The sequence below is a fragment of the Enterobacter sp. DVT3837 genome, assembly GCF_056238685.1.
This window is the reverse complement of record NZ_JBWDLA010000001.1, coordinates 1,584,516-1,602,191: the sequence shown is the minus strand read 5'-3', so window position 1 is coordinate 1,602,191 and position 17,676 is coordinate 1,584,516. Positions and strand designations below refer to the sequence as shown.

At 55.5% G+C, this 17,676-nt stretch carries 21 protein-coding genes; 5 read left to right on the top strand and 16 right to left on the bottom strand.

The features are described from left to right. The first annotated feature begins 7 nt into the window (after window positions 1-7). From AC0XWG_RS07860 to AC0XWG_RS07850, 3 genes are read left to right on the top strand one after another with little or no spacing between them, the layout of a single operon-like run. A complete protein-coding gene (locus tag AC0XWG_RS07860) occupies window positions 8-124 on the top strand; it encodes a GpE family phage tail protein (RefSeq protein ID WP_000763324.1) in 117 nt (38 codons plus the stop codon). Beyond that, window positions 125-3,295: a phage tail tape measure protein gene (locus AC0XWG_RS07855; RefSeq protein ID WP_475680515.1), complete on the top strand. Its 3,171-nt coding sequence runs from the start codon at window positions 125-127 to the stop codon at window positions 3,293-3,295. Between the two features lie 10 nt (window positions 3,296-3,305). Beyond that, window positions 3,306-3,755, top strand: coding sequence for a phage tail protein (locus AC0XWG_RS07850; protein WP_000979934.1), 450 nt, complete (start codon window positions 3,306-3,308; stop codon window positions 3,753-3,755). A gap of 137 nt (window positions 3,756-3,892) precedes the next feature. Here the strand turns inward: AC0XWG_RS07850 and AC0XWG_RS07845 are convergent, their stop codons facing one another. The 16 genes from AC0XWG_RS07845 to AC0XWG_RS07770 all read right to left on the bottom strand — a co-directional run bounded on the left by AC0XWG_RS07845 (window position 3,893) and on the right by AC0XWG_RS07770 (window position 14,649). Then, window positions 3,893-4,489 carry a tail fiber assembly protein gene (locus AC0XWG_RS07845; RefSeq protein ID WP_440698213.1) on the bottom strand — a complete coding sequence of 199 codons (597 nt, stop codon included), beginning with the start codon at window positions 4,487-4,489 and terminating at the stop codon, window positions 3,893-3,895. Beyond that, window positions 4,489-5,880: a phage tail-collar fiber domain-containing protein gene (locus tag AC0XWG_RS07840; protein ID WP_475680514.1), complete on the bottom strand. Its 1,392-nt coding sequence runs from the start codon at window positions 5,878-5,880 to the stop codon at window positions 4,489-4,491. Before AC0XWG_RS07840 ends, AC0XWG_RS07845 begins: the two co-directional genes overlap by 1 nt. Continuing rightward, window positions 5,870-6,484, bottom strand: coding sequence for a phage tail protein I (locus AC0XWG_RS07835; protein WP_440698215.1), 615 nt, complete (start codon window positions 6,482-6,484; stop codon window positions 5,870-5,872). Before AC0XWG_RS07835 ends, AC0XWG_RS07840 begins: the two co-directional genes overlap by 11 nt. After that, complete coding sequence (locus AC0XWG_RS07830) at window positions 6,477-7,388, bottom strand: baseplate assembly protein (protein ID WP_016246759.1); 912 nt, start codon at window positions 7,386-7,388, stop codon at window positions 6,477-6,479. The genes AC0XWG_RS07835 and AC0XWG_RS07830 overlap by 8 nt, the downstream gene beginning before the upstream one ends. Continuing rightward, complete coding sequence (locus AC0XWG_RS07825; RefSeq protein ID WP_000108899.1) at window positions 7,385-7,747, bottom strand: GPW/gp25 family protein; 363 nt, start codon at window positions 7,745-7,747, stop codon at window positions 7,385-7,387. The genes AC0XWG_RS07830 and AC0XWG_RS07825 overlap by 4 nt, the downstream gene beginning before the upstream one ends. Beyond that, a complete protein-coding gene (locus AC0XWG_RS07820) occupies window positions 7,744-8,373 on the bottom strand; it encodes a phage baseplate assembly protein V (RefSeq protein WP_063408226.1) in 630 nt (209 codons plus the stop codon). Before AC0XWG_RS07820 ends, AC0XWG_RS07825 begins: the two co-directional genes overlap by 4 nt. A gap of 157 nt (window positions 8,374-8,530) precedes the next feature. Continuing rightward, a complete protein-coding gene (locus AC0XWG_RS07815; RefSeq protein WP_048275552.1) occupies window positions 8,531-9,175 on the bottom strand; it encodes a phage virion morphogenesis protein in 645 nt (214 codons plus the stop codon). After that, window positions 9,136-9,630 (bottom strand): phage tail protein, encoded by a 495-nt coding sequence (locus AC0XWG_RS07810; RefSeq protein ID WP_000917105.1) that lies wholly within the window; start codon window positions 9,628-9,630, stop codon window positions 9,136-9,138. Before AC0XWG_RS07810 ends, AC0XWG_RS07815 begins: the two co-directional genes overlap by 40 nt. Beyond that, complete coding sequence (locus AC0XWG_RS07805) at window positions 9,630-10,163, bottom strand: DUF2514 family protein (RefSeq protein WP_074166069.1); 534 nt, start codon at window positions 10,161-10,163, stop codon at window positions 9,630-9,632. The genes AC0XWG_RS07810 and AC0XWG_RS07805 overlap by 1 nt, the downstream gene beginning before the upstream one ends. Before the next feature lie 101 nt (window positions 10,164-10,264). Then, the gene (locus tag AC0XWG_RS07800) at window positions 10,265-10,705 is read right to left on the bottom strand and encodes a lysozyme (protein ID WP_023309713.1); all 441 of its coding nucleotides are present in this window, start codon (window positions 10,703-10,705) and stop codon (window positions 10,265-10,267) included. Then, window positions 10,689-11,024: a phage holin, lambda family gene (locus AC0XWG_RS07795; RefSeq protein ID WP_422716955.1), complete on the bottom strand. Its 336-nt coding sequence runs from the start codon at window positions 11,022-11,024 to the stop codon at window positions 10,689-10,691. Before AC0XWG_RS07795 ends, AC0XWG_RS07800 begins: the two co-directional genes overlap by 17 nt. Before the next feature lie 10 nt (window positions 11,025-11,034). Further along, entirely contained in the window at window positions 11,035-11,235 is a 201-nt protein-coding gene (locus tag AC0XWG_RS07790; RefSeq protein ID WP_001102549.1) for a tail protein X, read from the bottom strand. Next, on the bottom strand, window positions 11,235-11,723 hold the full coding sequence (locus AC0XWG_RS07785; protein WP_063408225.1) for a head completion/stabilization protein: 489 nt from the start codon (window positions 11,721-11,723) through the stop codon (window positions 11,235-11,237). The genes AC0XWG_RS07790 and AC0XWG_RS07785 overlap by 1 nt, the downstream gene beginning before the upstream one ends. A 102-nt stretch (window positions 11,724-11,825) precedes the next feature. Further along, window positions 11,826-12,674 carry a phage terminase small subunit gene (gene gpM, locus AC0XWG_RS07780; protein WP_063408224.1) on the bottom strand — a complete coding sequence of 283 codons (849 nt, stop codon included), beginning with the start codon at window positions 12,672-12,674 and terminating at the stop codon, window positions 11,826-11,828. A gap of 42 nt (window positions 12,675-12,716) precedes the next feature. After that, window positions 12,717-13,763: a phage major capsid protein, P2 family gene (locus AC0XWG_RS07775; RefSeq protein WP_001246220.1), complete on the bottom strand. Its 1,047-nt coding sequence runs from the start codon at window positions 13,761-13,763 to the stop codon at window positions 12,717-12,719. A 40-nt stretch (window positions 13,764-13,803) separates the two neighbouring features. Then, window positions 13,804-14,649 (bottom strand): GPO family capsid scaffolding protein, encoded by an 846-nt coding sequence (locus AC0XWG_RS07770; RefSeq protein ID WP_032654168.1) that lies wholly within the window; start codon window positions 14,647-14,649, stop codon window positions 13,804-13,806. A gap of 166 nt (window positions 14,650-14,815) precedes the next feature. Here AC0XWG_RS07770 and AC0XWG_RS07765 point away from each other — a divergent pair, with 166 nt between their 5' ends. Together AC0XWG_RS07765 and AC0XWG_RS07760 are read left to right on the top strand one after the other, a co-directional pair. Further along, the gene (locus tag AC0XWG_RS07765; RefSeq protein WP_032654170.1) at window positions 14,816-16,528 is read left to right on the top strand and encodes a terminase large subunit domain-containing protein; all 1,713 of its coding nucleotides are present in this window, start codon (window positions 14,816-14,818) and stop codon (window positions 16,526-16,528) included. Then, window positions 16,529-17,578 carry a phage portal protein gene (locus AC0XWG_RS07760; protein ID WP_000014576.1) on the top strand — a complete coding sequence of 350 codons (1,050 nt, stop codon included), beginning with the start codon at window positions 16,529-16,531 and terminating at the stop codon, window positions 17,576-17,578. Window positions 17,579-17,676 lie beyond the last annotated feature (98 nt).

Below are 17,676 nucleotides of genomic sequence, written 5' to 3'. Positions count from 1 at the left end.
AGACCTGATGGCAGATATCGCCGTCATATTCCACTGGCGGCCGGTAGAGATGGACGCCATGACGGTACAGGAAATACTGTTATGGCGTGATCAGGCGGCTGCGCGCAGTGGTGGAGATCACTAAATGGCAGACCGCAATTTAAATATCAGGGTGGCATTCAGCGCCCTGAATAATATGTCCCGCCCTGTCAACGCGGCGCGCCAGAGTGCCGCCGCGTTGGCGTCTCAAATCAATCAGACCAAAACCAGCATTAAAGGGCTTGAGCGTCAGGCAACCAGCTTTGACCGCCTCACCGCAGCCAATAAAAAAACCACCGAACAACTGGCCCAGGCGAAAGAACAGGCCCGGCAAATGGCGGCGGCTTATGGCCCGTTACGCCAGCGCAGCGCCGAACAGGTTTCCGCCCTCAATCAGCAACGTGCAGCCATTCGCCAGTTAACCCAGCAGCAGAAAGGCGAGCAGACGCAGCTTAACCAGTTGCGCGCCAGCTTCTACAGCGAAGGCATTGCGATCAGCAGCGCCAGCCGGGCGACGGAACAGATCAACCAGCGCACCGCGCAATACAACCGCCAGCTTGCCGAACAGCAACGACGGCTTGACGCTGTTAACCAGGCGCAGGCCCGTTACAGCCGCGCCAAAGAAACCGGCGAAAAGATGATGAGCGGGGGGATGAAAACCGCCGCAGTAGGGGCGGCAACCCTCGCACCTGTCGCCGCTGCGGTGAAATCCTACAGCAGCCTTGAAGACGCGATGAAGGGCGTAGCCAAACAGGTAAACGGCTTGCGTGACGACAGCGGCAACCGCACCCCGCAGTATGAAGAAATGCAGCGGGCGATCATGGATGCCAGCGAAAAGCTACCAATGGCTAACGGCGCTGTTGACTATGCCGCCCTGGTCGAAGGTGGCGCGCGCATGGGCGTGGCAAACAGCGATGATCCGTGGGAAAAACAAAAAGCCGATCTGCTGGCTTTCGCCAGCATGGCGGCAAAAGCTTCGGTAGCCTTTGAACTGCCCGCCGATCAGCTTTCTGAAAGTCTCGGTAAGATTGCCGGGCTGTATAAAATCCCTACCCAGAATATTGAACAGTTAGGCGACGCCATAAACTACCTGGACGATAACGCGAAGTCGAAAGGCTCCGATATTATCGACGTGCTCCAGCGCGTTGGCGGACTTGCCAGCCAACTGGATTACAAGCAAGCCGCCGCGCTGGGTTCCACCTTCCTGACGCTTGGATCACCTGCCGAAGTTGCCGCCAGCGCAACCAATGCAATGGTGCGCGAACTATCGATCGCCACAGTACAAAGCGATAAATTTTTGGGTGCGCTGGATGAAATCGGCGTCAATGCTGAAAAAGTCCAGAAAAGCATGTCAGTGGACGCGATGGGCACGATCATTTCAGTGCTGGAAGCGTCCAAAAAACTTGCACCAGATAAGCAGGTAGCCAACCTTACTCAGATTTTCGGTAAAGAGTTCGGCGATGATGCGCAGAAACTTGCGAACAACCTGCCCGAACTACGCCGCCAGATAGAACTGACGCAGGGCGCAGCCGCTAAAGGTTCCATGAATCGGGAATCTGATATCAATAAAGCTTCCCTTTCAGCTCAGTGGCAACTGACCAAAACCGGCGCGGTTAACGCATTGAGTTCAGCAGGGGAAACGCTCCGCGAACCGCTGATGGATATCATGCTTACCGTCAGTAAGGTGGTTGGCAGCGTCCGCCGCTGGGTTGAGGCAAACCCGGCTCTGGTTGGCTCAATCATGAAAGTCACCGCAGCCATAGGCGCGTTGCTGGTTGTCGTGGGTGGCCTGATGCTGACCATCGGCGCAGTGCTCGGCCCGATGGCACTTGTTCGCCTCAGCTTCACCACGCTGGCTGGCTCCGGTGGGGTAACTCCCCTCATAGGCTCGCTGGGAAAATTATCCAGCACATTACGCGGGCTGATCCCCTCACTATCTGGCGTGGGCCGAAGTATTAAAGACTGGCCTGCCCTCTTCCGAGCTGCTGCGTCTGGCATTACCCAATTTAGTAAACAAGCTATTGGCGGGTTAAACACAGCGTTAATGGCACTTTCACGCGGTGCTGTTGCTGCCGGACAGGGGCTATTTACCCTATTCACAAGGCCTATGACGGCTATAACCTGGCTTGGTAATGGCCTCAGAACTCTGGCGACCTCCGGTTTCGGCGCTTTGCTGAACGTTGGACGCACCGTAATGATGGCGTTGGGTGGCGGGTTATCATTACTTCTTAGCCCTATTGGAATACTGGTAATCGCTTTATCAGCAGCAGCGATCGCCGTTATTAAATTCTGGGAACCTATAAAAGCCTTTTTCACTGGCTTTTACACCGGGTTAATGAGTGGCTTACAGCCTTTAACCTCAGCATTTAGTACAGCCTTTGCACCACTAGCCCCACTCTTTGACTCTATCGGTAATGCTGTCGGTGGCGTCTGGGAGTGGTTCACAAAACTATTCGAACCTATCCAGTTCTCCAGCGAAGCGCTAGCCTCCTGCACCAGTGCCGGGGAAACGTTCGGTAAGGTTGTCGGTAACGCTCTATCTGCATTAACACCAATAATCGAAGGAATAGCGCGCGGTATAGGATGGGTACTGGAAAAACTCGGCGCCATCCCCGACGCAACAAAAGCAGCGCAGCAAGCTGCGGAAAGTATGCACAAAGACCCTGTTGTCTGGGAGTGGGATCCGCAGCAAAAGAAAATGGTTAAAAAGGGTTGGAACTGGTCGCCGAAAGACGATCAGCAGAAGAAAACCAACCAGAAGCAACAGCAGGCCATTGACCAGCAGAAAAAGCAGGAAAGCTTAATTAACTCGCTCAAGGGCCCGGCCAACATCGTGCCGAAGATGAGCAGCAGCCTGGACAAGATCGCCACCAATACCACGGAGAAGAAAGACGGCCCCGGCGAAATTGTCTTCAAGAATAAGCAGCCCTATATCCCGATCCGGGGCGGATATTCGGAACCACTTAAGCAGGCGCAGCGCCAGCTACCATCCCTTACCGATTGGGTGACGCAGCAGGCCGGATCGCTGATCGCTTCCGTTACGCCGTGGCAGGTTGAGAAGCCCGCTGCACGGGTGCCCGTTTCGGCGTCGCCGTCTGCGGCTTCCGTCGCTGCGCTGATGCCTGCACCGGGTGGCGATGTATATAACCTTAACTTCGACTTTAGCGGCCAGAAACTGGATGAAGAAACCATTATCAGGCGCGTGCGCGAAGAACTTGCGTTAGCGAAGCAGCAGGCCGACCGGCGCAAGCGTTCCCAACTGACCGATCACGTCTAAGGGCAATATCATGATGATGATTCTGGGGATGTTCCCCTTTTCACTGCAAACCACGCCTTACCAGAGTGCGAATAAAACCAACTCCTGGCGGCACGTCAAAAACGATCGCGTGGGGAAATCCCCGCGCTATCAGTTCATTGGTGCAGATGAAGAACCGTTCGTACTCAGCGGCACGCTGTACCCCGAAATAAGCGGCGGTGATGTGTCGCTTGTCATGCTGGAAACTATGGCTTTTTCCGGGCGCCCGTGGCCCCTGATAGAAGGCACAGGCAGGATCTACGGCATGTATGTAATTGAGCAGATCACGCAAAACCGGACGGAGTTTTTTAAGGACGGGAAGGCAAAGAAAATTGATTTCACGCTCAACCTGAAACGGGTAAGCGAGGACATACGGGAAAAGCTGGCTGAAACCACCACCGACGATCTCTTCTCTCTGGTGAAAACCAACCTTTCGATATAAGAAAAGCGGGCTCTTGCCCGCTTCCCCTCCTGGCGGCACCGCCATAACTGACCGTGCTACAGCACCGTTAAAAACGACTGTACTCGATACGCACGGCCAGCACGGTTAGAACCGGCCATGCGTGCCGGAATGAAAACTTATTCCGGCTTATCCGGCCAGGTGATATCCGGCGCTTTCGACGTGTCAACCGCCTGCACTGCTTTGATGTAGTTCATCCAGGCGATCAGGCTGGCTTTATCTTCATCGCTGATAATGCCTAACTGTAGCTCCGTCTGCCAGAGACTGATCGTTGCCTGCGCCTCAAGGAGTAGCGCAGCTTTCTGTTGCTCGGCCGCTTCCACTTCCGCAGCTTGCTGCACTTCCGTATCCGTCACCCACTCGCTACCGTTCCACGTATCATAAGGCGTCGAAGGTGCCAGCGTGGTGGTTCCCTCCGGGTAATCACCCGGCGCAGTAATAATAACCGCTTCATGTGTTTCAGTGTTGTATACCGTTTCACCACGATGATCGGCGACGTATTCCCATGCGGTAAAATCTTCTGTCCGGCAAATAGAGAAACCTACTTTGCTTTCGCCTGGCGCGTCAGTGCAGGAGTTGGCTGGAATACCAACCCCCAAGGCCAGAAACTCGACTGATGACGTAAGATATTCATGCGTTACGCCGTCATAGTTATAAACGGTAATATCACCGGCCTTTGCGGCAATCCCGCTTTTGTTCAATATTGCTTTCGCCATTATGCCGCCCTCACAATGTAGTTAAATGCGATGTTACGTGGTCGGGTTTCGGTGCCCCCTGCATTTTCAATCGCCTGAATTTGCCCGCCGTCTGGTTGGTTAATGCCGTAAGTGAGCGTTCCATTTAAACTACTATCAATACCAATAACATTGCCGCTCCCTGTGCTACCTGCGCTCATGAGCAATCGGTGCGAGTGGCTTTGATAGGCATGACCCTGAGCGCTTAACAGGCCGCGGCCTGCATCAACTCCGCGTCCATCATCCCATCCGCGCATAAACTCACCGCGCATATCCGGCAGCACCCCAGATTGATAAGTAACCCCCAGCTTGCTGTATTTATTTTTATCAAATGGCGCACCATTCACTTTCAGGAATACCATGTTTTTCATGTCATCAAACACGTCGCTCGGCATCTGCGCCAGAGGCCATGCGAAAGGAGAACCAATCACCGGCGCACCGCTTCCCATCCCCAGATAAGCCGCAATACTGGCTGCATCCCCTTTCCCCAGCATCACGCGCATAAACTCACTGATCGCGGTCACTGCCGCCTGTTTATCACCAGTAAAATAAGGCAGGGTGTTCTGTTGCATCACCAGCCCGGCAAAGGTTGTCAGCACATCGTTCAGCGGCTGCTTACCGTCCAGCAGAACATCAAGACCAAGATTTTTTCTGGCATCCTCTGCGGTTGTTGCCCCGGTGCCCCCCGAAACCACAGGCAGCGCTATCACCTGACCGTTATTGACTACCCTTGCCCCCCATGTCCCGTCCTCACGGATGACCAGACATTTTTTCATGTCCGGGGTATAAAGTACGGTCTGGTTTGGACTTGCTGGGTTAACGATATTGAAAAGCCCGATATTCTGTAAAAACTTCTGTTTATCAGTAATATCAGCACCATTCTCGCTTTTTTTAAGCATCCCTGTAGCAATCTGATCGACATATTGACGGGTTGCAAGCACCACGGACGGATCGATTTTCAGCGTCACGGCGGCGGTGCTGCTGACGATCAGGATCATGCGGACAATCTGAACGCGCCCGCTCCCCTCCTGCAACTGCGGCTTATAGGTTTCCGCACAGTTGGCTGCGGCAATCATATCGCCGTCTTTATCGAATAAACCGATTTCACGGATCCACCACCCGCCCACGTCTTCGGGGATCACCTGTTCGGCAATAATCTGGTTGGCGTTGTTCGGGTCAATGCTCAGGCTATTGAGCGGTGCGCGTCGCAGCTCATGAATCAGCGCCGTTTGTGCCGGGTTCGGCGTCGGCAATACGCCGTTACCATCGCCTACAGCCATCTGGGTGATCTCAACCTGCGCACCCAATGCCGTGGCATTTGCCAGTTTCGCCGCGCCCACATTGGTTAGCACGGCATAATATTTAGTCGCCACTTGCGATCTCCACGGTGTCAATTAAATGGATTGCCGCCCCGGTGTAATCATCACCGCCCACGGCTATGGTTTCAGGAAAATACGGGTACACGGTTAGCGTATCGCCGGAATAACTGCCCGCGCCGATAGACAGATCGCCGGTTGTTTGCAGGTGAAGAGACATTCCCAGCATATGACGGCTGCACGGCTTCACATCGGCGATCAGGCGTTCAAGTTCCTGATAGGTTTCTTCACTAATGCCCTGGTCTTCCACGCCAATATCCAGCGTGAAGGTGCCCGGTGCGGTGTCGATGTTCCACCACTCGTTAACCCGGATGAAGAAGCCGAACGGCTCCACAACCCGGCGCATGGCGCCCGTTGTACCCTTGTACTTATGCAGGTAAAACGCATCGGCCACCGCCTTTCGTTTTGTGCTTATCGGCCAGGCCTCATCCCAGCGATCAACGGAGAAGGCCCACGCCAGATAGGGCAACAGATCAGCCCGACACGTCCACGGGTTCCACAACTGGCGCAGCGGCACGGGCACTTCACCCAACGACGCACAGACGCGCGCGGCGACGCGCTCCATTCGGCTGGCGCTGGGTGGTAACAGGTCATTACTCATCGTAACCACCCACCGTTATGGTGTATTCGGTGCAGTGCGATGCCTGGTAGTCACTCAGCACAATATCCGCAACAGGCTGCGCCAGTTCCACGCGCTGGACGCCTTCGACGTGCAGGGCGGCGTAGATAGCTGAAAGACGGATATCGCGCCCTAAGCGATTCTGCGCGGCAATATACGCCTGTAACTGCTGTTCCGATGCCTGCCGGACGGGTTCAGCTTCCGGCCCCGGATAGATGTAAAGCGTTGCATCAATCTGATACGGCACGATCTCCGCAGACTGCACCGTTACCCTGTCGGCCACCGGGCGCACTTCTTCATCGTTCAGGGCAGCAGCGACCACGGAAAGCAGATCATCGCTGGCCGTTCCGTCACCTTCGCGCGACAGCACCGAAATGGTGACGCAGGCAGGCGTAGGACTCACCGCCGAAATATCAGCTACGCGCCCGTCTGCTGAACGCCCCCAAAATTCATACGCCGCAGTTGGCCCGGCCACGCTCAGACCTTCAAAAGCCTGCTGGGTACGCGTGCGTAAATCTGGGTCTGACTCCATCACGGCTTCAATTGGCGGTGTAACGCTGTCGTCTTCTTCCTGAATGGTCAGACGTTCAACGTTGAAATTGACCGCCAGATTATCCAGATCGCTATCCGTGGAATAAGCCAGCATCACCGCGCGGGCTGCTTCATTCACCCGCTGGCGCAACAGCAATTCGCGATAGCAATTCTCTTCCAGCAGCATGGTGATCGGCTCCGATTCAAGCTCAAGCGTGCGGGCGATCTCTTCCTGCTCGTCTTCCGGGTACATCGCAATAAATGCCGCCTTGCGCTGCGCGAAAAGCGTTTCGAAGTCCAGCGGTTCAACCACCACGGGCGGCGGTAGCTGCGATAAATCGATCGTGCCGCTCATGCCTGGCCCCTCAATGTAATATCAGCGTTAAATGGCGTCTGATTGTCGGTGCGATTGGCCTGGATAGTGGCAACCAGCCGACCGGCACCCGGCGCGCTCAGGGTGATACTGGTCAGAGAGATCCGCGGTTCCCATAAATACAGGGCGCTGTAGATGGCAGACATAACGCGCAGCTTCGTTATGGCGTTATCGACCGGCTGATCTATCAGGTTGAAAAGCTGCGAACCGTAAGCGCGGCGCATTACACGGGAACCGATCGGCGTTAACAGAATATCGCCGATAGACTGCGCTATATGCTCGTTGTCGGTGATGGCATGGCCTGAACTGGCATTCATGCCGCTGTAACGGACTGTACTCATACCGGGCCACCTGTATTACTACCACCGGACTGGACGCCGCTATGTTTGTGAGAATGGACAACGACACCATTAGACGAAAGCGATCCGCCTGAATGGGTAATATTGCCCTTCATTTCCCCGCCCTTTTGCACTTCCAGCGTGGCGGTGATCAGCTTGTTGGTGCAGACCACTTCCGGCGTGTCCAGGGTAACGCGCGTATCTGCCTTGACCGTTACCACTGGCACGGTGGCTGTAATAGATTCCGACGCGGTTACGCTTGCCGTTTTAACCCCACTGACAACCAGCGCGCTGGCCTCCGGGTCATATGAGATACGGGCGCCATCCGGGTGCAGGATCACGCAGGTGGTAGCGCCAGCATCTGGCGGTGGTGCGGCTTCGCTGTAAAGGCTTCCGGCAATGAATGCCGTTTCCATCTCACCGCAGGGGCACAAAATATAAACCTGTTCGCCCACTGTCGGCGCCCACCACGTCACGGCTTCACCGGCACGCGGCACTGCCCAGCGGATCCAGTCGGTTTTGTTCTCGCCGGTTTCGACGCGTGCAAGATACTTTTCTGTATCCACTTCCAGCACGGTGCCAATGCGGGCGAGATTGCAGATAAGGCGATAGAGTTCGTTTAAATTCATAATGCTGACTGTTTCCCGTGGTGCCGGTTACGCTGTCCGGCGTCGCTTCCACCCGGTAGCAGGCTTTACGACCGTTTCGGCTTTTGGGTTATGCAGTCAGTATCAGGAGTCGCGCGCGCGCAAACAACGCGGCGCCATTGTGGCGGGTTGGTGACAATCAAATCTCTTGCATGAAGGTAACAACTGTATCGGCCAGCCAGTCTAAATCCCCCTCGGTCATGCCCAGGAGTTCACGCACCGGGTAACGCGCACGGGCACCCGGCACCACGTTATCAACTTCACCGTACTGGTGAACGCTGGCAATTTCGGCGGTATGCCCCTGAAAACCAACCACGGCCATGCCGCCCGTACCGTAAGCCTTAAGAAAGCGTGCGGTACGCAGCTTGCGGAACATCGGATCCTTTCTGGTGCGGTTTTGCTTGGACTGGTTGAGATTGATTTCAATATAGCGCTGAATATCACGCTTATAGAATGTACGCAGGGCACCGCGATCCACGTCATAGCCGGTGATTGCGCGGTGCTCACCCCTGCCCGTGGTTCGCCAGTTGCGTAACTCCCTGGCCTCATCATTCCATATGAACTTTATCCCGCCCTGGGTGCGCAGGATTTTGCGGCGGCGGGCCTGATAGCTTTCACCGCTGGGGTTCTTCTGGCTGGCGATACGCTTTTGCTGGCGCTTACGCAGCCCGATCGCAACGTCGCGCGTCAACTTGCGACGGTGCCCCGGCGAAAGCTGCGCGGCCACACTGGCTAGCCAGTCGTCTAACTGCTGGAAGAGGGGATCGGTTTGTTGTCCTGCCATGTTTCGCCGCTGACCTCATCAACAAATACCAGTGACCACGCGCCAATTTCTGGCCCCGGTGCAGGGTCAGCACGGTGACGGGTGACGATCTCGCCATCTTCACGGGTGACGATCACCGCTTCATCAGCCTGAATCTGGATCAGCACGTCCATTGTACTGTTACTCAGGATATCGGCTTCGAATGTTATGCCGTTCTGCTGCCTGTCCGGGTTAAACAACAGATCAGGCTGATATAAGCGCGCCCATGCCAGCACCGGCACGCTGATAGTATCCAGCGATTCAGGGTAATCCATCACCAGCACTTCCAGCGTATAGCGATACTCAAACGCAGCAGCACGCTGGCCGGTGCTGACCATACGGCCTTTACGCAGGTAAACCGCCAGATTATCGGGATTCTCGCGCAGCCAGGGCACATGCTGGCTTATCATCTGGCGCAGCAAATCGGGTTTAAGCATTACTTATCCCTCCCGGACTTAACCGCATCATATGCAGCCTCACAGGCTAATCCTCTGGCTCTTGCTTCATCAGCATCTTTTGCCAGTTGCCCCGCTCGATCATCAGCGCGGCGGAACAGGTCGGCGAGCAGTACGGCGCCGCTGGTTTCTGCCTCGCTTCTGCCGGGAGTTCCGGCACCGCAGGCGCGTTCACGGTCTGCCAGTTGCCTGGCGAGTTTGTCGGCCCTGTCGTGCAGCCCACGAGAAGCAGCACGGGCACGATCGGCATCAGCCTGCACGCCAGCAAGCTGCTGGCTGACTTGTTTTCTGATCGCATCAATTTCACCTTGTCGGCGTTGTTCTTCTGCCCTGGCATCAGCCTGTCTTTGCGCCAGCGCGGTGGCGTCGCGTGCATCACGTTGCGCCCACTTTTCACGCCAGTGCTGATCGGCATCACCGTAACCGGCGCTGTAACGCCAGTGGCTAAAACCCCATACAGCAGCAGCGGCCAGCACAAGACAAACGATCACTTTCCAGCGTGATAACAGCCCCATTTCAAAACCTCTCGCCAGCTCGCACCGTCAATACCGGACGTGCTGGAGCACTGTCAAAAATGACCGCGCTCGATACGCACGACCAGCACAGTTAAAAATGATCAGGCCAGAAATAACGTGCGCTCGGCTTCCCGGCGCTTAACCAGCCCCGGCAACACCTTGCCACCTGCTTTATTCCATTTCGGAAACTCGGCCGCAGCCCCGGTGAAATCGCCAGCATTCAGCTTTTTCAGCAGTGTGGAACCTTCCAGCGCCTTTACGCCCAGGTTGTAGGCAAAATCAACCAGCGCATCGAACTGATTTTGATTGATAGTGACTTTAACCAGCCCCGTAACGCCTTTTTCATACTGCACCAGACCGCTACGCAACAGGCTATCGGCAGTTTCCTGCGTGATGGTCATGCCCTTGCCAACCGGCACGCCGTTGACGGGTTGAGTCCATCCATAACCGATCGTCCAGACGCCTACAGAATCCTGATAAGCGGCCAACCTGCACCCTTCAAAGCCTTTCAGCATGTTGATGCCGTTATTGCTCATCTCCACCTTTCATCCCTCCGATTCGGTTTTCGATAAACCCGGTAACTTTGTTGCGGACTTTATCCGCTCCCATAAATCCGATTGAGGCGCCTACGAACGTTACTGCGTTGTACGGAAGCCCCAGATATTCCAGCGAACCGGCCACAGCAAGCGTGACAATCCCACATACCAGCGATCCGGTGGCGGTTTTAAGCAAAGACTGCCCATCGTAAAGGCTCATTAGCGCCGAAATACTCAGCGCCGCACCAGCCGCAAACAGTGTCGGCAGATAAGTAGCGATCCATTTCATTGTTTGTTCGAGTAATCCCGGTGGTGTGTCGTGCATACCCTCCCCCTTAATCCCATAGCTGCACGGTTTCCCGCTGGGCTGGCGGCTGGATCTCTGGCAGGTAGACAATCTGCCCGGCCTGCAACTCAGTGGCGGCGGAAATGCCCTTATTGGCATCGATCACCGCCTCGGTAACGCCTGCTGTTCTGCCGTAATAGCGCCAGCAAAGCAGGTCGATCGTGTCGTTTTGCTGCGCCTGAACGTTCATTACACCAACTCCGCCAGGCCCCGGCTTTCGTCCTGGATATCACGGATTGACCAGCGCACATCCCGCCACAGCGTATCGATCTGCGTGCTCAATGCCGCCGCGTGGTCTTCGCCTTTACTGGTGGTGTCAATATCGCGGTAGCCTTCAATCAACAGCGCCTTAGTGAGTGAATACACGGCGTTTTTATAGCGCCATACCTTCACGGAAATGCCATTCACCGGACTGGCCGGAATTTCTGCCAATGACTCATAGCCCGCATCAATCTGCACCTGGCGCCACAGGAAAAGCTGATCATTAACATGGGCCACCGCTTCCACCGTTCGCGACATCAGGCGATCGGTTGTCACCTGCCCATCAAGACGCATCGCGCGGCGTAGTTCAGCCAGCGAAATGACCGGCCAGAATGGCAGGCTTTCAACTTTCGCGCCGCCATCATCAGGCACAGGATCGGATGGTGGCCGTACTGGCTCAGTGGCTACCAGACTCATGATCTCTACTCCGTATAAGTCAGGCGGTGGACGGCAGGACGAAGACGCGGCGTTGCCTGTTTTCGCCTGCCGTGCCGCCTGGGTGCGCGGGGGCACGTTCGGTTATGACGCCGCCTTCTGGCGGGCTGTCGTGGTTCTTTTCTTCGCTGCCGGCTTGCTTTTAGCAGCGGGCTTTTTGGCTTCCCGCTTCGCTTTTGGCTGGGCTGGCGGCGTTGCCGTCTGGGTTTCGGTGCTGTTTGCTTCTGGCTGGCCGTCTGCGCCGTCACCGTCAGCAGGTTGCCCGGACTTCTTAAGCGCACGTTGCAGAAGCTCAATATCACGGGTTACACCTGCTTTTTTCGGGTTCAACACTGCCGCCTGGCGCAGGTATTCAACCGCAGCGGTAAGCGATTCAACGTTGTCAGTCAGGCGCAGCGTATACCCCAGCGCCTTAAGCAGCTTTGAACGCACCTCATCCGGCATATCTTCGTTCAGGGTCAAGCCCCGTAATGCTTCCAGCAGGTCAGCGGCGACCGGCGCAACAGCCGGGTTAGCTTTGAATGCAGCCAGGACGGGATCGCAAATTTCTTCCACCAGTACGGTGGCAGTGGTGCGGCGATACTGATCCGGCATCGGCAACTTATGGCGCAAGACATACTGACCAATGCGCAGGGCTTCAGCGATGTTTCCGCAGTCACAGCACCAGATCATGACGGTGGTTAACACGTCGTCAGACTGGCCGGAATCTGCCGTAAGTACGCCTTCGATCCACGGCTGGTAGTCCGGCAGCAGTTCGCGTTTTAAATCCGCTTTAGCCTTCTGGGACTGGACACGGCTTAAACGGGCTTTATCCAGTCGCAGGCGGTGAAGCATGGTTTCGTAGGCCGTCATTTCAAGCTGCGACGGCTCACGGCTGGCGTGGCGGCGTTCAGCCATCACGCGGTTAAAATGTTGTTGAGCAGGTGTCAACATGATGCCCCCAAAGCGGCCAGCAGTTAGCTGGCCTGCGCTGATTTATGGTGCCGGTGCTGGTTCGGCGGCGGTAATGCCTTCGATCAGACAGCCGAAGCCGTAATCTTCAACAACATAGGCATCATTTGACGAACTGTAGGTAGAGACGCGGTTATATTCCGGCTCTTCCACAATGCGGCGACGGTGCGCACCTTCCTGCCAGTAAATCGACAGGTTTTCCCACGAAGTGATAAACATGCTGCCATCAGGGAAGAAAGGCGCGATGAACGAAGGCAGGTTGCCGATCGTCTTACGCGATGCGATCAACTGACCGGCCAGCGCTTCGGAGTTCGGGTTATTGGTGCTGACAGCGTTGATGATCGGGAACGAACGGCTAACCGTCAGGTTACGACCGGTGATCACCACCAGATTGGGCGAATCTTTGTACCACTCGTCCATCAGTGAGTTAACCGCGTCATAAACCAGCGAGTCGTAGTTACCGTAATCACCTTTAGCGATCACCTGGTTGGAATCGTCGCGGCTGGTCACGGTGATATCTTTCATTACACGTTGCGGCGCGTTTGCGCGGTACTGTTGCAGCCAGCCGATGCCACAATCCTGCAAAAGCGGGTTGGCGTTGCGGTCTGACTTATCCGCGTAGCTGGTTCCGTTAAAGCCGATCATGATGCGATCAAGCGCGATACGCTGGATGATCTGATTGCTCAGACGCTGCTGGAAATCGGGGAATTTAGCCCAGGCATCAAGCTGCGCATAAGAGGCGAAAGTATCCGCGTTCACCTTATTACAGGTGTACTTGTTTGAATCCAGCGCCGTGACGGAAACAGGCTGGCGGCGATCGGTGGTGGAATTGTTGGTGCTGGAGATCGGGCCGCTCACACCCAGACCGATTTTTTCACCGGACTGATCGTTAACGCCGTAGATATTAATCTTCTTCAACATTTCGGAAGACTGCTGCACCTTGTCTTCAAGCGTCTGCTCAACGCTCGGATCAATGCTGAACGCCTTTGTTACGTGGGACTTATTGATGTGATTCAGTTCAGCTTGTCGCTCAAGATACGCATCAAACAATTCACGGGTAGAATTACGCATAGTTATATTTCCTGTACTGTTCCTTCGTTACTGGCGGCGATCAGCAGTCAGCAAGCTGGGCGTTAGATTTTTCAGTTGCGCCGGTCGCTTCCGGGCGGCGGTATTTACTGGCGTCCTGGGTAGAAAGCTGCGCTTTCATCTCGTCGAACTCAGAGCGCAACTTATCCACCGCTTCGGCGGTCTGCTTGTTCTTAAGCTGCCCTGCGCTCAGTTTTTCCATCTTGTCCAGCAATTCACCCTGACTTTCCGCTACCAGTTCAACCGCCTGGCGGATATCGCCATTTTCACGATCGAAGTGCTGGCGGGTTCCGGTCAGCATTTCCTTGATACGGGAAAAGAAATTCTTCCCGGCGTCGGACGCTGGCGGCTCTTCCTGCGCAAATTCGAGGGATGATTCCAGGGTTTCAGTGAAGAAGCATTCAGGTGCGTAGTGACGCGCTGCCAGTGGGTTGGCGCTGGCGTTCTGGGTGCAAAACTTCATCATTTCGGTGCCCAGGCTCGCCGGGTTATCGGTACAGGCCAGCCCCATAAGGTAGGCTTTTCCGGTGTCGGCAAAGGACGGATGCACCTCAATGCTATGGTAGATTTTCTGGCGTTTGCCTTTCAGTTCTACCAGTTCGTCCGTGGCGTCCACCTTCACCAGAAGCGCCAGTTTGCCCTTTAACGGGCCCTCGGCAATCTCTTCGGCTTTGGCTTCAACCACGTCACCATACGCGCGGAAATCGCTTGTCGGCGACCAGCCTAAAATGTGTTCCAGATTGACGCGGGCGCCATATACCTGGGGATCATACTGTTCGGCCATTTCGGTGATGTGCTGACGTTCCAGTACTCGACCGTCACAGGTTGCGCCCTCTACTGCGGCGCGGAAAAAATTTGTCATTGGCATGGTGACAAAGCTCCGGGTTGGTAAGCGATTGATATTAACGATTGATATTAACCAGTGCCCCAATCATTCCCTTTGCAGCCGGAAGGCGCAAAGCCTTCACTTTGTCGGACTCAGGCGACAACCAGCGGCGATATTGTTGCGCGCGCGAGCGCGATAGCCTGTTGCCATGAATACAGCCGAAGACCTCAGCACAAAAGCCAAAAGCCTCTACTGGCAGGCGTTTAGCATCACTCAGATTTCTAAGGAAATCGGGGTGAGCATTAACACGATCTACAGTTGGCGCCGCCGCTATGAGTGGGATAAAGCCACCCCCATGCAGCGGGTGCAGGATCGCACGCACGTTCGTTACCTGCGCCTGGTGGAAAAGGACGACAAAACACCGAAGGACTTCAAAGAAATTGACCTGCTGGCGCGCCAGCTTGACCGCTTTGAACGGCATGAGCGACGCGACCAGGAGAAAGAGAAGAAGGCAAAGACCCCGAAAAACCATTTCACCGAAGAACAGATAACCCAGCTTCGCGCCCTGATCTTTGATTCGCTATACGAGCATCAAAAACGCTGGTTCAAACAGTGGAACCGGCGTAACCGCTTTATCCTCAAATCGCGCCAGATTGGTGCCACCTGGTACTTTGCACGCGAAGCGCTGTTGCGTGCGCTGGAAACCGGAAATAACCAGATATTCCTGTCAGCCAGCCGCGCCCAGGCGTTCCAGTTCAAGCGGTTCATTCAGAAGCTGGCAAGGGAAATAGGAGTAGAACTTAAGGGCGGTGATGCCATTGAGTTAAGCAACGGTGCGATCCTGTATTTTCTCGGCACCTCCGCCGCGTCGGCACAGAGCTACACCGGCGATCTGTACCTGGATGAAGCCTTCTGGATTAGTAACTTCATCAAACTGCGTTCAGTGGCCGCAGGCATGGCGACGCAAAAAGGGCTGCGCCGCACCTATTTTTCGACGCCTTCCAGTGAAGAACATGAAGCCTATCCTTTCTGGACTGGCGAGCAGTTCAATAAACACCGCCGCCGTTCCGATCGGGTGGATATCGACACCAGTCATAAAGCATTGAAAAACGGCAAGCTATGCGGGGATAACATCTGGCGCCAGATAGTCACGCTGGAAGACGCAATGAAGCTCGGTTTCGATCGGGTTGATATTGATGAAATCCGTAGCGAAAACTCCCTTGATGAATACGCCAACCTGTACGGATGTACCTTCGTTAAAGCAGGGGAACGCGCCTTCGACTACAACGCAATTCTGGGCTGCGGCGTTGATGGCTACATGCCGGACGCATGGCCGGACTGGAACCCGTTTGCACCCCGCCCGCTGGGTAATCGCCCTGTCTGGGTTAGCTATGACCCCAACGGCAGCAGCGGCAAAGGCGACAGCGCCGGGCTGGTTGTGCTGGCCCCGCCAGCCGTGCCGGGTGGTAAGTTCCGCGCGGTAGAACGCCACCAGTTACGCGGCATGGAGTACGAAGAGCAGGCCAAATTTATTAAAGAGATCACCACCCGCTACAACGTGCAGCACATTGCTATCGACGGCACGGGGATCGGCGATGCGGTTTATCAACTGGTGATCAAGTTCTTCCCGCAGGCGGTTAAATACAACTATTCACCGGTTCTTAAGCGGTCGATGGTGCTCAAAATGTTGATGGTCATTCGTGCCGGGCGCTTTGAGTTCGACGCAGGAATGATGGATCTCGCACAGTCGTTTATGACCGTGCGTAAAGTCACCGCAGGCGGCGTTATTACTTACCAGTCTGATCGCGCCCGTGGCAGCAATCACGGCGATCTGGCATGGGCAACTATGCAGGGCATTTACAACGAACCAATCGGCGCGGAAGTGACCGGCGATAACGGCAGTTTTGTGGAGGAGTTTTAATTGAGCGGCAAAAAGAAATTCAGGGCGCCAACTGCTGCGCCAGCCAGCACGGCCAGCAACGCAGCCACCCCGCTGGAAAGCGTGGAATCTTTCAGCTTTGGCGACCCGATCGCAGTCAACGATCGCGCGTCTCTTATGGAGTGTCTCGAATGCCATAACAATGGCCGCTGGTATGAACCACCGATCAGCCCCTACGGACTGGCGCGCATGTTCGACGTTGCCGCATACCACCAGTCACCACTGATATTTAAGCGTAATGTTATCGCCAGTTGCTACATACCGCACCCGCTGCTAACCCGGCAGGAGTTCACCGCCTGGGTGCAGGATTATTTAATTTTCGGTAACTGTTACATGGAATGCCGCCGCAACCGACTCGGCCAGCCGATTGAACTGCGGCACAGCCAGGCGAAATATACGCGGCGCGGCATAGACCCGGCTCAATTCTGGTTTGTTCCACGCTACGTTGACGATCACGCGTTCGAACCGGGCAGCGTCTGCCAGATCAAGAACCCCAGCCCGCACCAGGAGATCTACGGCGCGCCGGAATATCTGGCCGCGCTACAAAGCGCCATGCTGAACGGTGAAGCAACGGTGTTCCGCCGCAACTACTACATTAACGGCAGTCATGCGGGGGTGATCGTCTACCTCACTGACCCGGTGGCGAATAATAACGATGTGGAAAAGCTTAAGAAGTCGCTGAAAGATGCACGTGGCAACGGTGCTTTTAAAAACCTGTTTGTCTACGCGGCGGGCGGGAAAAAAGACGGCCTGCAAATTATGCCGTTCAGCCAGGTGGCGGCGAAGGATGAGTTTACCGGCATCAAAGACGCCACCCGCGACGACCTGTTAGCCGCGCACCGCGTGCCGCCCGTTCTGATGGGGGTAATGCCGAATAACTCCGGTGGCTTCGGCGACGTAGAGAAAGCGGCAAAGGTGTTTTCCATCAACGAACTGGCCCCGATACAAGAAAGCCTGAAAGAATTAAACGACTGGCTGGGGATCGACGTGGTGCGCTTCAACCCTTACGCACTGTTGCAGGCAGCAATCTGACGCCAGCCCGGACACACCCACCACCACCGTGGAACGGCCAGCACGGCCGCAACTGACCACACCGCACGTAAGCCCCTCAGCAGCCCGCTGGCAGGGGC

Bases quoted from the DNA above. Each gene is read 5' to 3' on its own strand.
- AC0XWG_RS07860 (WP_000763324.1), top strand. From the start codon at position 8: ATGGCAGATATCGCCGTCATATTCCACTGGCGGCCGGTAGAGATGGAC.
- AC0XWG_RS07855 (WP_475680515.1), top strand. From the start codon at position 125: ATGGCAGACCGCAATTTAAATATCAGGGTGGCATTCAGCGCCCTGAAT.
- AC0XWG_RS07850 (WP_000979934.1), top strand. From the start codon at position 3,306: ATGATGATGATTCTGGGGATGTTCCCCTTTTCACTGCAAACCACGCCT.
- AC0XWG_RS07845 (WP_440698213.1), bottom strand. From the start codon at position 4,489: ATGGCGAAAGCAATATTGAACAAAAGCGGGATTGCCGCAAAGGCCGGT.
- AC0XWG_RS07835 (WP_440698215.1), bottom strand. From the start codon at position 6,484: ATGAGTAATGACCTGTTACCACCCAGCGCCAGCCGAATGGAGCGCGTC.
- AC0XWG_RS07830 (WP_016246759.1), bottom strand. From the start codon at position 7,388: ATGAGCGGCACGATCGATTTATCGCAGCTACCGCCGCCCGTGGTGGTT.
- AC0XWG_RS07825 (WP_000108899.1), bottom strand. From the start codon at position 7,747: ATGAGTACAGTCCGTTACAGCGGCATGAATGCCAGTTCAGGCCATGCC.
- AC0XWG_RS07820 (WP_063408226.1), bottom strand. From the start codon at position 8,373: ATGAATTTAAACGAACTCTATCGCCTTATCTGCAATCTCGCCCGCATT.
- AC0XWG_RS07815 (WP_048275552.1), bottom strand. From the start codon at position 9,175: ATGGCAGGACAACAAACCGATCCCCTCTTCCAGCAGTTAGACGACTGG.
- AC0XWG_RS07810 (WP_000917105.1), bottom strand. From the start codon at position 9,630: ATGCTTAAACCCGATTTGCTGCGCCAGATGATAAGCCAGCATGTGCCC.
- AC0XWG_RS07805 (WP_074166069.1), bottom strand. From the start codon at position 10,163: ATGGGGCTGTTATCACGCTGGAAAGTGATCGTTTGTCTTGTGCTGGCC.
- AC0XWG_RS07795 (WP_422716955.1), bottom strand. From the start codon at position 11,024: ATGCACGACACACCACCGGGATTACTCGAACAAACAATGAAATGGATC.
- AC0XWG_RS07790 (WP_001102549.1), bottom strand. From the start codon at position 11,235: ATGAACGTTCAGGCGCAGCAAAACGACACGATCGACCTGCTTTGCTGG.
- AC0XWG_RS07785 (WP_063408225.1), bottom strand. From the start codon at position 11,723: ATGAGTCTGGTAGCCACTGAGCCAGTACGGCCACCATCCGATCCTGTG.
- gpM (WP_063408224.1), bottom strand. From the start codon at position 12,674: ATGTTGACACCTGCTCAACAACATTTTAACCGCGTGATGGCTGAACGC.
- AC0XWG_RS07775 (WP_001246220.1), bottom strand. From the start codon at position 13,763: ATGCGTAATTCTACCCGTGAATTGTTTGATGCGTATCTTGAGCGACAA.
- AC0XWG_RS07770 (WP_032654168.1), bottom strand. From the start codon at position 14,649: ATGCCAATGACAAATTTTTTCCGCGCCGCAGTAGAGGGCGCAACCTGT.
- AC0XWG_RS07765 (WP_032654170.1), top strand. From the start codon at position 14,816: ATGAATACAGCCGAAGACCTCAGCACAAAAGCCAAAAGCCTCTACTGG.